The sequence below is a fragment of the Echinicola jeungdonensis genome, assembly GCF_030409905.1.
Lineage (GTDB): Bacteria > Bacteroidota > Bacteroidia > Cytophagales > Cyclobacteriaceae > Echinicola > Echinicola jeungdonensis.
On the sequence record NZ_JAUFQT010000001.1, the window covers coordinates 2559009 to 2572386 of the forward strand.

Sequence of the window (13378 nt, forward strand, 5' to 3'; positions counted from 1 at the left end):
ATGGGAAATGATTTATAGCCTTAACATTGACTGGGTATTTTAGTCCTCGTTTCAAAAATTGGTCAAAGAAGAAAAATAAATACTTCCTTTAAAATTACAATGATTCCAATACATTGAAATTATAATGCTCGGTTGATTGCACATATGCATAAACATCAATTGGGCGTGCCCCCAATTTTTTCTTTTCAAGCTCTGCAGTAAAGGCCAAATCCAATTTTTGGCACCCAAGCTGTTTGGCTCTTTGGACAGTTTGATAAAGAATTTGCTTGTAAGTATTTTGCTTGTAAACAAAGTCATAATTCAATCCCACAATTAAAGCATTATAAAGTGACTGATTGACCTGACTAAACATTACCCCCACAAGAACCGGCTCCTCAATATTGTTTTCCGGAGAAAATTCAGGTTTTAGATAAAGCTGGATAAAATCACAGTGGGAATTGTCCACCATGGCTTTGAAATAATCTAGGGGTAGTTTAAAGACATTGAAATCATAGGATTTATGATAAACCTGTTCGTAAAGTTGGTAGTATTTTAATAACTCCTTCTCTGTGTTGGGTTTTTCAAATTTTAAAATAAACCTTTGTTCGAATTTTAAAATCTCCTTTCGGACATTATAGCGGTACTTTTGATTTAATCTTTGTAGATAAGTTTCGGTAGAATCCCAGTCCAGGGAATTAAGGATAAGGTTGTTGGGTAGCTTAAAGCTGGTAAAGCCCAATTCCAACAAGGTGGTTTTCAATTCCAGGTCTTGTTCCCCATAAAAATCCCGCAACATGATTTTGGTGGCTTGGGTTTGTGTAAGGGTTTGGTTCATTTTATCCACCAGCATTTCCAAAGCCCTTTTCCAGCTTTTATGTTCATAGTCAATAAAAATATGATCCCCTTTGGTGATTAAACTACCAGAGATTACACTTTTGGAAGTCAGATAATAGGGAGAGTGTAATCTTTCCTTTTCTACCTTTTCAGAAACCTGGCCTGAAGAGAACATGTCATCCTTGGTCAGAGATACTGTAAAGAATGTTTTTAAAATAGTTTTTCCTGATTGATCTTTGATGGTAAAATAATAAAATTCCCAGTTGTTTTCAGGTATGTTTTGTTGGGAAAACGTCCTCTCAACCAATGTGACATTGTCGTAATTGAGGGTGCCATTATTGAGGAAAATGGCCTCCCATTCCTCCTTGTTTTCTTCCAAAATGCTGCGGTGAAGGATGGGGACAAGGCTGGGGCCTTCATTGAGGCCATGGGGTGAGGAAATTTCAACAGGTATATCAAAGGTGGGAATATTAAAATTGTTGGCCACTTCTTCACAGCTACTCCCTGCATCAGTAATCACCTTAATATAATTTTTCTGCAATTGGCAGAGCATGGCATCGATTTCCGACTTGCCCAATCGGTTATTGATCATAAAACGGATACCGCTCTTTTTCATGGGAACAGCGGGGAATGAAGCGGTATTAAGATAAAAACCATCCGTCTTCATTTGGCTGATGATGTCATAACTAATTTTGGGCAAGCCTACGGGAATAAAAAATAAGGGGCTATCTCCTTTTTCAAATTGCGGAAGATGCAGTTCATCCAATCGCTTATTCGTATAAGCAATTAATTTTTTAAGGTGGCCTTGTCTTTGATTGATCTCATTGGATAAATGAAGCTTAGCCGAGGCAATGGCTGCTCCTAACATGGGTGACTGTATGGGGCCAGAGAAAATATAGGTGGACCCGCAATTACGCACCTTTTTTTCCAAATCTTTATTAGGGAAAACCAGGCATCCACCAGCAGCAGCAAAGGATTTGTTTAGAGAAACGGCTAGAACCATTTTTTCGTGATGGGCCATTTTACTTCGAACTACCCCACAACCATTTTTACCCGTCCAACCCATGCCATGGGCATCATCAATGTATAGGTGAAACTTTTCATATTTGTTCAGCAATTTTTCCAACTCCCCAAAAGATGCATAATCACCATACATGGAATAAACCCCATCGGCGAAATACCAAATTTTGTCATACTTATTATTCAGGTTTTGGATTTTGGTTTCCAAAGCCTCCATGCTATTATGCTTGATAACAAAAATGGGGATCTTTTTGGCCTTTAGTTGCTGAATGGTCATTTGGATGCTGGAATGGGCCTGTAAATCGATGATCACCGCATCTTTTTCCCCTACCAAAACAGGAATGGCGGCCAAGTGGCCCAAGGTGGTACTGGCGGTGACAATCAACGGCTTCTTAAAAATTTGTTGTAAAAGGGTTTCCAGTTCCAGGTAAAGACCGATAGAAAGGTAAGTTCGGGAAGAAGAGAACTGGGTACCATATTGGGTGACGGCATGAACCACTCCCTCTTTGAGTTTGGGGTCATTTTCCAAACCCAAATAGCTACAAGAACCAAAATTGACCAGGCCAGTACCTTCTATAGTGACATTCCCGGTCTCTTCAAATTGTTCATCCTCTGTATAGTTATGGACCAGTTTTCTTCTAAAACCGTCTTCAACGATTTGATTCAAAGTGTCAATCATGGTTTTGATATGGGGTTAGTTGGAAATTATGCTTGATTAAAGTGACTGGTTTAAAAACAAGGGGTGTGAATTTGTTTTTATGAATTAATCCTGAAAAAAGGTTTGATATTCATGGGGTAAGTGTTGAAAAACAAAGTTGATTAAAAATTGAGTGTTCAAATATACTAAAAAATCAATGATCAGTGCTTTTTACTAGGGAGATTGAATTGTTAGTTTTTGGATAGCAGAGAATAATTTTGGGAAATTGTAGGGAAGAATGATCAATTACCTTGAACCTGGGGATTAAACAGAGCTCAAATGGGGACCTAAAAAAGGCCCCGTTTCAAACGGGGCCTTAAGAAAATAAACTGCTTACATGGAAAATCCTATTTTCCTGGAGGCCGGTAATTGACTGATTTTTTAACCGCTTGGTCCACTTCTTCTGGAGTAAGAAGTACCGTTGTTGAGATGGTGACTAAACCTGAAGCATTCACTGCAATGGCGATTGCGGATGCGGTCACTGCGTCAGGCATATCACAAATGACATAAACATCATGTTGGCCAAAAGCAAAATAAAACGCTTCTATTTTGCCTCCCATTCCTGTAACCATTTTCTCAACAGTTTCCTTTCTGCCTGTGCCTCCATCTTTCATTAAGCCTTTGGCACCTTCCGGATTGTAAGATCCCTCAATTAAAAACTTTGCCATTTTTTTAGGGTTTAGGGTTTAGGGTATCGAGTATAAGTAAATTTAGTTATTGTTAACTTACTGTAAAAGAGAAAGTTGATATGGTTTTTGTGTGGGTTGGAAGATGTCCGGATTCCAGGAGCAAAAATTTGTTTTGATTATTTATTAAGGGAGCCTAAAAGGTATAAAAGTTGAAATTGGATTTTCTATTGAAATTCTAAATTGATTTTAGGGACTAGTGCTTTGGGTATTAATAAAGTAAACTGATTTTCACCTTTCCTTTAAAAACCAATTCCTATTTTGCTGTTCAACTTATTAAGTAATTTTTATAACTTAACACAAGTAATAACCAATTACCATTATGCCAAAGATACCAAAACCATTTATCGATTTTAAAGAAGATTTTCCTGAAGTAAGTCAGGCCTACTTTTCCTTAGGCAAATCTGTTCATGAAGCCGGACCCATTGACAAGAAAACCCGTGAGCTTATCCAATTGGGTATATCCTGTGGTGCCCAAAAGGAGGGCGCGGTGCACTCTCATACCCGAAAAGCCTTGGATGCCGGATGTAGCAAAGAAGAAATCAGGCACGCAGTTTTGCTGATGCTTCCCACCCTGGGTATGCCTTCCATGATGGCCTCCATGACCTGGGTAAACGACATTTTGGATTCAGAATAAAGGATTTTGAGATTGGAAAAATTGTAAGATTTTAAAATTGTCCGGCTGTCCCTGAATTAAAATTGGGGCTGATCCGGATTCGATGGCTGGTCCGCATTTGCAATGCGGACTTTTAATGTTGGGGCATTTGTGATGTTCCTAACAACTGAAATTTTTAATGGGGCCGCCATAACGACCCTGAAGGCGTCATATATAAATAATCGCGGGGTATAAATGGAAAACCGATAACCTGCGTTAGCCGCCAAGTCAGTGTCCAATGCCAATCACTGTTCTCTAATACTCATCGTGAGTTTGGTGATGTTCATTATGGGGCAATAAGTCAAGGTGGGCAAAAAGAGCTAAAGACCCTGAAGGGGTCAAATGCAAATAACCCCGGGCAAACCTGTGCAGCCCGGGGAAAAGAGTCAATCCGGTTTCAAGCATTAGCACCAACCCAGTATCCAATGTCATCAAATTATAGCTAATGCCCATTGCCTGGTTGGTTTTGGGTTGCTTGTAGAAAGTCATGAGCCATGAACCAGGGATTCATGGCCATTCGATAATAATGGTTATGGTTTTAGGTTTTTTTGATCCTTATAATATTAATCATTGAAGGTTAAAAGATAAAATTATAACTTATTAAGGAATAACAAGAGTGTTCTTTTAAGTCGTGATAATCCAAGGTTATTGCTTGAAGGTTAGCTGGGGCTTTTTGGGAGCATTTCTGGAGGGTATTTTAGGAGAAATGCCCAGGGCTACAATTATTAAGGGATTGGTTTTAAGGCTTGTATTGGGAATCTATTTTTTGGTGATAAAATGAAGGAATGATGTGGAGTAATATTTTCAAAATATTTCCCATCCTTGTGATGCTTTCCCTTTGGGCATGTACTCCTCGCCCAATAATCAGGGAGTTAAAGGCCACCCATGATTTGAATTACTCTGGCAATAATCAATTTATAAAAGCCCATATGAAAAATGGGGAAGTTTATTTGCTTGATTATTGGTATATGGAAGGTGATTCTCTTTTCCTAAAAGGATATGGGGAAAAATTAGATATTAATCGAAAGGTAATAAGGACAAACGAATACAATAGGGATCATATTTCAAGAAACACCCCATATTCCATTCCCGTTGATGAGATTTTTATTCTTGAAACCAACCAGGTGGATAAAACATTGATGGGCGGGGTTGCATTAGTCACTGGGGTAACTGGAGTTGTTACTTTAATGTGTTTGATTAGCCCCAAAACCTGTTTTGGATCATGCCCCACTTTTTATGCATTGGATTTGCAACAAAAAACTGGACAAATGATTAAGCTCTATGTTAATATAATAACGCCTGCCGCGGGCTCCTCAAATTGTCAGTGCGATATTGAAAAAAAAATCACCCTGACAATTTCGAGGTCAGTCTTTATACGGTAATTTTTTTGTTGGTTTTTCCGAACTGATCAGGTGATAGGTACCCAAGTGAGGAGTGTCTCCTGTTCCTATTGTACCAGATTTCAATAAATTCGAAAATTTCCTGTTTTGCTTGCATTACTGATCCGTATTTACGGTATCCTGTTTCCGATTTCAGGATTTTGAAGAAGTTTTCAGCTACTGCATTGTCCCAGCAGTTTCCTTTTCTGCTCATGCTCTGCCTCACCTTTTCAGAATCGAGTTCATTCTTGAATTCACCGCAGGCATATTGTACGCCCCTGTCTGAATGGAAAACCAGGTCTCTGAAAAAAGGCCTGTTGATCTGTGCCATTCGCCATGCCGGTATAACTGTTGCCCCGGCATGCATGGTGGTGGACATCGACCATCCGATTATCTTACGGTCATACAGGTCCATGATCATGGTCAGGTAAAGCCATCCCTCTTCTGTCCAGATGTAGGTAATGTCCGATACCCATGATTTTGCAGGGCCATCAGGGCTGAAGTTCCTGTTAAGCAGGTTCGGACTGATTCTGAAACTGTGGTTAGATTCAGTGGTACAGACACTGAACTTCCCCGATATCACACTCCTGAGCCCATTTGCTTTCATTATCCTGGCAACCCTTGGCCTGGACACCGAAAAGCCCCTGTCCCTAAGCTCAATGGTTATCTTCGGACTTCCATACCGGCACTTGCTTTCAGCATAGATTTTATGGATTTCCCTGGATACTTCTTCTCGCTCCTCAGCACATTTGGATGGTTTTCGGTTAAGCCAGCCATAAAAACCGCTTCTGCTTACTTTAAAAACCCTGCACATCTTTTCAACAGCAAACTCGTGCCTGTGAGCCCTTATGAACCGGAATATTTGTTGTCCCCCTTGGAAAAGATGCTTACTGCCTTTTTTAGAATATCACGCTCCAGTTCGGCTTCTTTCAGGGCTTTTTTCAAGGCAAGGATTTCTTTCTCTTCTTCTGTTAGATGCTGTTTCCCGTTTCCGGGAAAGCTGCTGGATTCACTTGCTTTAAATTCCCTGGCCCAACGCCTGACCAGGTCTGGTCCAATCCCAAGTTCTCTTCCAACTTCAGTACTTGTTTTTCCATTCAAATGAAGCTCTACGGCCATCGTTTTAAAGGCCTTGTCAAATGTTCTCCTTTCTCTATTACTCATTGTTTCAAATTTAAGAAAAGAGCTTAACTTATTGTCCAGTCAAAGGTATACACTCCACATCCTATAATGGCAGTTCGGTAATTATGGCTGAGGGCTTTTCTGCCAGTATCATGCCTGGCCTGGAAGATATTGATATTGATCATCTAATGGGGACAGACTATTCAAAAAATTATGAATTGACCCTCACCAATGAGGCTTTGGAAACCCACTCTATTCGTTATGCGAACTTATTGGCTGTAGAAAAATTGCCAGTGGAAAATGTGTTTCAAAGTGGGAATGGGATTTTTTATAAAACCAACAATTTAATTCCTCCCCAAAAATGTGAAAGTCCTTCTGGAAATTGCTTGCCCGAGGTAAGAGACAGGGATGGTTTAGAATATTTTTCCCTGAGTGATCCTGATAACCTTAGGTCCAAGGAAGAAATAATTATTTCATTTCCTGTTAATGAGGCTGGACAAAAAGGACTTGTTATTGGGAAAAGACAAAGCCTGATGACCACCTATTTATTGTACCAGGGCCTGGCTTATATGGGGAATGCGGTTGGATACTTTTTTACCCAATATGAATTGGGAAATATTCGACAAAAAGAGAATGTTTTTAACCTATTGGGTGGAATTGAGGTTTTTGTGAAGGATGCTGATGGAGAATGGGTTTTGCAATCCGAAATTCATGAAACCGGACCGATTGCCGTGGATTATTCTATAATTCCTATTCAAAATTTAAAAAAAGGAGAGGTAGAAATTAAAATCAGGATGAACAATGGCCTTTGGAGAATTGGCTATTTGGCTTTAACAGAAATTAAAGGAGAGGTTTACCCTGAAGTTTTTCAGCCTGTTGAGGTGGAAAAACAAGAGGGGAGTGAATCTGATGGATTAGGGAAATTACTGGACCCTGATGATTATCTGGTAACCTTTCCAGGAGATCGTTATGTTTTGAAATATGAACTTCCTTATGAACATGCAGCCTTGTTTTTGAATTCCAAAGGGTATTATTTGGAATGGATAAGAGAAGGTTGGATAGAGGAGCAGGATTTAAAGAAACTCCATCAAATGATTCGAAAACCGGAGCGGTACCTTAAGGAAATAGCTCCATCGTACAAAAAAGTAGAACCTGAAATGGAAAATGCCTTTTGGAATAGCAGATATGTCATGCCCTAAACTTATATATCAGGTATTGATTTTAATATTGGTGGGGATTTCCTGTTCTCCTCCGAGATCCATTTTGGCCCCTAAAAAGATGGTCCCCAAACAAAACGAAATTCTCTCAGATGCTTTCGGAGGGTGGATGGAATTGGGAGTTACCAATAGGCCAAACAAAATAGAAGGAGAGTTTATAGCCATTCACAACGATTCCATTTTTGTCTTGAAAAATGACCAACTCAGTGGGTTTCCTAAAGGTGACATCCAATTTGCACGAGTGATTTTTTATAATACCCAATACAATGCTATGGCTTTTTTGACTTCCATATCAAGTCTTGCCACAATCTCCAATGGTATTTTCCTCATTGGTACGCTTCCCTTAAATATAGTAGTTGGGGTTTTTTCTAATATTGCAGAGAGAAAAAGGTTGAATTACCGGCAATACCCAGATCAACCATGGGAGGAATTGTCCAAGTTTTCCAGGTTTCCACAGGGTTTACCAAAAGGGGGCCAAAGAAGAGAGATTAAAAGCCGTAAGTGGTTAAGAATTTGAAAGAAGAGAATCTGATCCGCATTTGCAATGCCCATAACATCTGATTTTTTGCAGGGGAAAAACTATTTTCTAACTCAGATAATTAGATTAGAAAATTCTAAGATTGAAATATTGGAAAATTAGGTGCAGGTTTAAATTGTCGTTAAATCCCCCCTAAATAATTTCTTGGGTGTTTTTTATGAAAGGATATTCGATTTTAAGTAGTCAGTGCCCCAGACCCTGAAAGGGTCAAATATTTTAACCCCGGGCAAACTGGTGCAGCCCAGGGAATAGAGCCAATCCGGTTTCACGCATTAGCAGCAAACCCAGTATCCAAATTCAACCAATTTTTCGCTAATGCCCATGGTCTGTTTGTTTTTAAGTTGTTTGTAAAAGGTCTGGAGACTTGAACCAAGGATTCGTGACCATTTGTGTAATTGGTGGTCTGTTAAAATTGTGAAAATATCGAAATGGATTTGCAACAAAAAACTGGACAAATGATTAAGCTCTATGTTAATATAATAACGCCTGCCGCGGGCTCCTCAAATTGTCAGTGCGATATTGAAAAAAAAATCACCCTGACAATTTCGAGGTCAGTCTTTATACGGTAATTTTTTTGTTGGTTTTTCCGAACTGATCAGGTGATAGGTACCCAAGTGAGGAGTGTCTCCTGTTCCTATTGTACCAGATTTCAATAAATTCGAAAATTTCCTGTTTTGCTTGCATTACTGATCCGTATTTACGGTATCCTGTTTCCGATTTCAGGATTTTGAAGAAGTTTTCAGCTACTGCATTGTCCCAGCAGTTTCCTTTTCTGCTCATGCTCTGCCTCACCTTTTCAGAATCGAGTTCATTCTTGAATTCACCGCAGGCATATTGTACGCCCCTGTCTGAATGGAAAACCAGGTCTCTGAAAAAAGGCCTGTTGATCTGTGCCATTCGCCATGCCGGTATAACTGTTGCCCCGGCATGCATGGTGGTGGACATCGACCATCCGATTATCTTACGGTCATACAGGTCCATGATCATGGTCAGGTAAAGCCATCCCTCTTCTGTCCAGATGTAGGTAATGTCCGATACCCATGATTTTGCAGGGCCATCAGGGCTGAAGTTCCTGTTAAGCAGGTTCGGACTGATTCTGAAACTGTGGTTAGATTCAGTGGTACAGACACTGAACTTCCCCGATATCACACTCCTGAGCCCATTTGCTTTCATTATCCTGGCAACCCTTGGCCTGGACACCGAAAAGCCCCTGTCCCTAAGCTCAATGGTTATCTTCGGACTTCCATACCGGCACTTGCTTTCAGCATAGATTTTATGGATTTCCCTGGATACTTCTTCTCGCTCCTCAGCACATTTGGATGGTTTTCGGTTAAGCCAGCCATAAAAACCGCTTCTGCTTACTTTAAAAACCCTGCACATCTTTTCAACAGCAAACTCGTGCCTGTGAGCCCTTATGAACCGGAATATTTGTTGTCCCCCTTGGAAAAGATGCTTACTGCCTTTTTTAGAATATCACGCTCCAGTTCGGCTTCTTTCAGGGCTTTTTTCAAGGCAAGGATTTCTTTCTCTTCTTCTGTTAGATGCTGTTTCCCGTTTCCGGGAAAGCTGCTGGATTCACTTGCTTTAAATTCCCTGGCCCAACGCCTGACCAGGTCTGGTCCAATCCCAAGTTCTCTTCCAACTTCAGTACTTGTTTTTCCATTCAAATGAAGCTCTACGGCCATCGTTTTAAAGGCCTTGTCAAATGTTCTCCTTTCTCTATTACTCATTGTTTCAAATTTAAGAAAAGAGCTTAACTTATTGTCCAGTCAAAGGTATACACTCCAAAAACCTCATTTTAAATGAGACCCCAGCCCCTGAAAGGGTCAAATAATTTAGCCCTGGGCAAGCCTGTGCAGCCCGGGGAATAGAGCCAATCCGGTTTCAAGCATTAGCAGCAAACCCAGTACCTAATGTCAACCACTTTCCGCTAATGCCCATGACCTTTTTGGTTTTGAGTCCCTTTTAGAAAGTCGGGAGACTTGAACCAGGGACTCATGACCATTCGTGTGATTCGTGGACTTAATTATTAGGAATTAAAATGCAGGTTATATAGAACCCTCGTTGCAAACGAGGGCCAGTTTTGGGGACCTTTTATAAGAAAATAAAACTAATCATCCCCTTGTGTGAGCAAGCATAAACTGTCTTCCAAGGCTTCCACAGAATGAGTGACTTCTACCGGAATGTCAATTTCCTCATAGCGTTTAAGCAAGGTTGCTTTATCCTTTTCTTGATAATTGACCGCTCCTTCCAAAACAAAAAGTTTGGAGGTCTTATGGGCTTTATGTTCTTGTAAAACCATGCCTTTTTTGAATGCAATGGCCAGCACCCTAAAAGAAGAATTTTGGTGAAGGGCCTGAGCGATGGGATGGCTGCTGGATTCTACTTTTGATTTTATGGTTGGAATGATCATAGTGGATTTTGAAAATGATTACACCTTAAAATACAAAAATTGTTGCAGAATCCTTAGGAACTCGATCTCAAAAATCCGTTTTACTATTGTCAAATGGATTTGAAAATTTTAAGATTGAAAAATAGGGTGCTTGATCGCTTAACAAATTTTTTTGTTGGTTCATAATAAAAGGCTGGTCCGCATTTGCAATGCCCATTAAATTGGAATTTCCTAGGGTAAACGAAATAGCCCTCATTTTCAACGAAGGCTATTGATATACCAAATTCGATAGAAATTCAAACTATTTCAAACGAATCCCCAGACCCTGAAAGGGTCAAATAATAATAACCCCGGGCAAGCTTGTGCAGCCCGGGGAATAGGAAAAACAAGGTAACCTGCATCATATGCTCGTGCAGGTTACACATTATATATTTGTGCTGACGAAAACAAAATGAATTTTGGAGTGTATACCTTTGACTGGACAATAAGTTAAGCTCTTTTCTTAAATTTGAAACAATGAGTAATAGAGAAAGGAGAACATTTGACAAGGCCTTTAAAACGATGGCCGTAGAGCTTCATTTGAATGGAAAAACAAGTACTGAAGTTGGAAGAGAACTTGGGATTGGACCAGACCTGGTCAGGCGTTGGGCCAGGGAATTTAAAGCAAGTGAATCCAGCAGCTTTCCCGGAAACGGGAAACAGCATCTAACAGAAGAAGAGAAAGAAATCCTTGCCTTGAAAAAAGCCCTGAAAGAAGCCGAACTGGAGCGTGATATTCTAAAAAAGGCAGTAAGCATCTTTTCCAAGGGGGACAACAAATATTCCGGTTCATAAGGGCTCACAGGCACGAGTTTGCTGTTGAAAAGATGTGCAGGGTTTTTAAAGTAAGCAGAAGCGGTTTTTATGGCTGGCTTAACCGAAAACCATCCAAATGTGCTGAGGAGCGAGAAGAAGTATCCAGGGAAATCCATAAAATCTATGCTGAAAGCAAGTGCCGGTATGGAAGTCCGAAGATAACCATTGAGCTTAGGGACAGGGGCTTTTCGGTGTCCAGGCCAAGGGTTGCCAGGATAATGAAAGCAAATGGGCTCAGGAGTGTGATATCGGGGAAGTTCAGTGTCTGTACCACTGAATCTAACCACAGTTTCAGAATCAGTCCGAACCTGCTTAACAGGAACTTCAGCCCTGATGGCCCTGCAAAATCATGGGTATCGGACATTACCTACATCTGGACAGAAGAGGGATGGCTTTACCTGACCATGATCATGGACCTGTATGACCGTAAGATAATCGGATGGTCGATGTCCACCACCATGCATGCCGGGGCAACAGTTATACCGGCATGGCGAATGGCACAGATCAACAGGCCTTTTTTCAGAGACCTGGTTTTCCATTCAGACAGGGGCGTACAATATGCCTGCGGTGAATTCAAGAATGAACTCGATTCTGAAAAGGTGAGGCAGAGCATGAGCAGAAAAGGAAACTGCTGGGACAATGCAGTAGCTGAAAACTTCTTCAAAATCCTGAAATCGGAAACAGGATACCGTAAATACGGATCAGTAATGCAAGCAAAACAGGAAATTTTCGAATTTATTGAAATCTGGTACAATAGGAACAGGAGACACTCCTCACTTGGGTACCTATCACCTGATCAGTTCGGAAAAACCAACAAAAAAATTACCGTATAAAGACTGACCTCGAAATTGTCAGGGTGATTTTTTTTTCAATATCGCACTGACAATTTGAGGAGCCCGCGGCAGGCGTTATTATATTAACATAGAGCTTAATCATTTGTCCAGTTTTTTGTTGCAAATCCATTATTCTTAATTAAATGAATACCGAACTCTATTACCCTTGCATACAACGGTTAATTTAGGCGTGGGCTTCAGAGTAGCAAGGCTCATGCTTTCATCATGTTATTCTTAGTTATCTCTTTGATTAAAGTTTGAATATATTTTTTCTTCTAATTTCAAGAGGTCTGTGTCCATTTTATCCTCGCCGTTTGAATAAAATAAAATTATTGTGACTTTAACATCATTCAAAGTTACTATCTGATTTTTAGGCAGATCCAAAGTGAATCTCAACACGTTTAGAGTTTCTTGTGGAAAGATCGGCATATTTGAATTTGCAGATATTTTGACTCTATCTTTTTCTAAAAGTGTATAGTCATAGTTTACCTTTTCTCGATGCCAAGTTATATTCATACCGGATTTAAAGTTCTCCATTATTAAATTTACCTTATAACTTTCTTCACCAATATCACCATCATTGTAAATTTCAACTTCACATAAAAAACGATGGTGATCTTCGTCGTCTACATCAATCTGAGTTAGTCCCCATCTTTCAATCACCAACTTAGACTTTGCCTTTCTCCCATATAACTGTCTGATTTCATGTTTTTCCATCGGAACAGATTCAAAATTGAATCTTTTGTAAAATCTTTTATCCTTACTTAGATGAGGCGCCTCAAGACTTTTTGGGATTTTGACCAAGTAGATTGAATTACTTACATTTTAATTCTGCCTAATCGGTATTATCTTGATTTCATCAATTCTTCTTTGGATAGAGGAATTTATTACACGTTCGAGCCACTCTTTTGTAAACTCATTCCCGTCGATATAAGTAAATGAATTGGCTTTATGATTCTCCTCTTTGATTCCGTAGATGATAATTCCGCCGTCTGAGTTAGCAAAAGAAGCTACATCTTTAGAAATCTCTTTCTTTTTACCATCGGTTTTACCTAATGCATCACTTGCTTTGAAATCCAAATAAATTGATTCTTCTACCTCATTATCAATCAATGATTGAATGTCACTAATTTTATAATCCTCTTTGTCGTAAAAGCTTTTCATTTTTTAT

General features: G+C 39.8%; 13 protein-coding genes. 5 read left to right on the top strand and 8 right to left on the bottom strand.

What is annotated here, in order from left to right:
- Window positions 1-94 precede the first annotated feature (94 nt).
- Together QWY93_RS10560 and QWY93_RS10565 are read right to left on the bottom strand one after the other, a co-directional pair.
- Window positions 95-2512, bottom strand: coding sequence for an aminotransferase class I/II-fold pyridoxal phosphate-dependent enzyme (locus QWY93_RS10560; RefSeq protein ID WP_290248211.1), 2418 nt, complete (start codon window positions 2510-2512; stop codon window positions 95-97).
- 365 nt (window positions 2513-2877) lie between these two features.
- The gene (locus QWY93_RS10565; protein WP_290248212.1) at window positions 2878-3198 is read right to left on the bottom strand and encodes a GYD domain-containing protein; all 321 of its coding nucleotides are present in this window, start codon (window positions 3196-3198) and stop codon (window positions 2878-2880) included.
- Window positions 3199-3538: 340 nt separating this feature from the next.
- Between QWY93_RS10565 and QWY93_RS10570 the strand changes: the two genes are divergently transcribed.
- Window positions 3539-3853, top strand: a complete 315-nt coding sequence (locus QWY93_RS10570) for a carboxymuconolactone decarboxylase family protein (RefSeq protein ID WP_290248213.1) — start codon at window positions 3539-3541, stop codon at window positions 3851-3853.
- A gap of 273 nt (window positions 3854-4126) precedes the next feature.
- On the opposite strand, the gene QWY93_RS10575 is transcribed toward QWY93_RS10570, so the two are convergent.
- On the bottom strand, window positions 4127-4360 hold the full coding sequence (locus QWY93_RS10575) for a hypothetical protein (RefSeq protein ID WP_290248214.1): 234 nt from the start codon (window positions 4358-4360) through the stop codon (window positions 4127-4129).
- 296 nt (window positions 4361-4656) lie between these two features.
- Here QWY93_RS10575 and QWY93_RS10580 point away from each other — a divergent pair, with 296 nt between their 5' ends.
- Window positions 4657-5253: a hypothetical protein gene (locus QWY93_RS10580; RefSeq protein ID WP_290248215.1), complete on the top strand. Its 597-nt coding sequence runs from the start codon at window positions 4657-4659 to the stop codon at window positions 5251-5253.
- Here QWY93_RS10580 and QWY93_RS10585 read toward each other — a convergent pair.
- Window positions 5243-6414 (bottom strand): IS3 family transposase gene (locus QWY93_RS10585; protein WP_435380184.1). Its coding sequence is split into 2 segments (ribosomal slippage): window positions 5243-6153 and window positions 6153-6414, totalling 1173 coding nucleotides; the frame shifts between segments, so codons are not numbered across the junction. The genes QWY93_RS10580 and QWY93_RS10585 overlap by 11 nt on opposite strands.
- An 83-nt stretch (window positions 6415-6497) precedes the next feature.
- Between QWY93_RS10585 and QWY93_RS10590 the strand changes: the two genes are divergently transcribed.
- Window positions 6498-7571: a hypothetical protein gene (locus tag QWY93_RS10590; protein ID WP_290248216.1), complete on the top strand. Its 1074-nt coding sequence runs from the start codon at window positions 6498-6500 to the stop codon at window positions 7569-7571.
- 16 nt (window positions 7572-7587) lie between these two features.
- Window positions 7588-8106 carry a hypothetical protein gene (locus tag QWY93_RS10595; RefSeq protein WP_290248217.1) on the top strand — a complete coding sequence of 173 codons (519 nt, stop codon included), beginning with the start codon at window positions 7588-7590 and terminating at the stop codon, window positions 8104-8106.
- Window positions 8107-8685: 579 nt separating this feature from the next.
- Here the strand turns inward: QWY93_RS10595 and QWY93_RS10600 are convergent.
- Both QWY93_RS10600 and QWY93_RS10605 read right to left on the bottom strand, forming a co-directional pair.
- Window positions 8686-9857 (bottom strand): IS3 family transposase gene (locus tag QWY93_RS10600; RefSeq protein WP_435380184.1). Its coding sequence is split into 2 segments (ribosomal slippage): window positions 8686-9596 and window positions 9596-9857, totalling 1173 coding nucleotides; the frame shifts between segments, so codons are not numbered across the junction.
- A 380-nt stretch (window positions 9858-10237) separates the two neighbouring features.
- A complete protein-coding gene (locus QWY93_RS10605) occupies window positions 10238-10540 on the bottom strand; it encodes a cupin domain-containing protein (protein WP_290248218.1) in 303 nt (100 codons plus the stop codon).
- A gap of 495 nt (window positions 10541-11035) precedes the next feature.
- Between QWY93_RS10605 and QWY93_RS10610 the strand changes: the two genes are divergently transcribed.
- Window positions 11036-12207, top strand: a protein-coding gene (locus QWY93_RS10610) for an IS3 family transposase (protein ID WP_435380184.1) whose coding sequence is annotated in 2 segments (ribosomal slippage) — window positions 11036-11297 and window positions 11297-12207 — 1173 coding nt in all. Because the reading frame shifts where the segments join, the coding sequence is not laid out codon by codon here.
- Window positions 12208-12441: 234 nt separating this feature from the next.
- On the opposite strand, the gene QWY93_RS10615 is transcribed toward QWY93_RS10610, so the two are convergent.
- Window positions 12442-12924, bottom strand: a complete 483-nt coding sequence (locus QWY93_RS10615; RefSeq protein WP_290248219.1) for a hypothetical protein — start codon at window positions 12922-12924, stop codon at window positions 12442-12444.
- A 108-nt stretch (window positions 12925-13032) separates the two neighbouring features.
- Complete coding sequence (locus tag QWY93_RS10620; protein WP_290248220.1) at window positions 13033-13371, bottom strand: AlbA family DNA-binding domain-containing protein; 339 nt, start codon at window positions 13369-13371, stop codon at window positions 13033-13035.
- Window positions 13372-13378 lie beyond the last annotated feature (7 nt).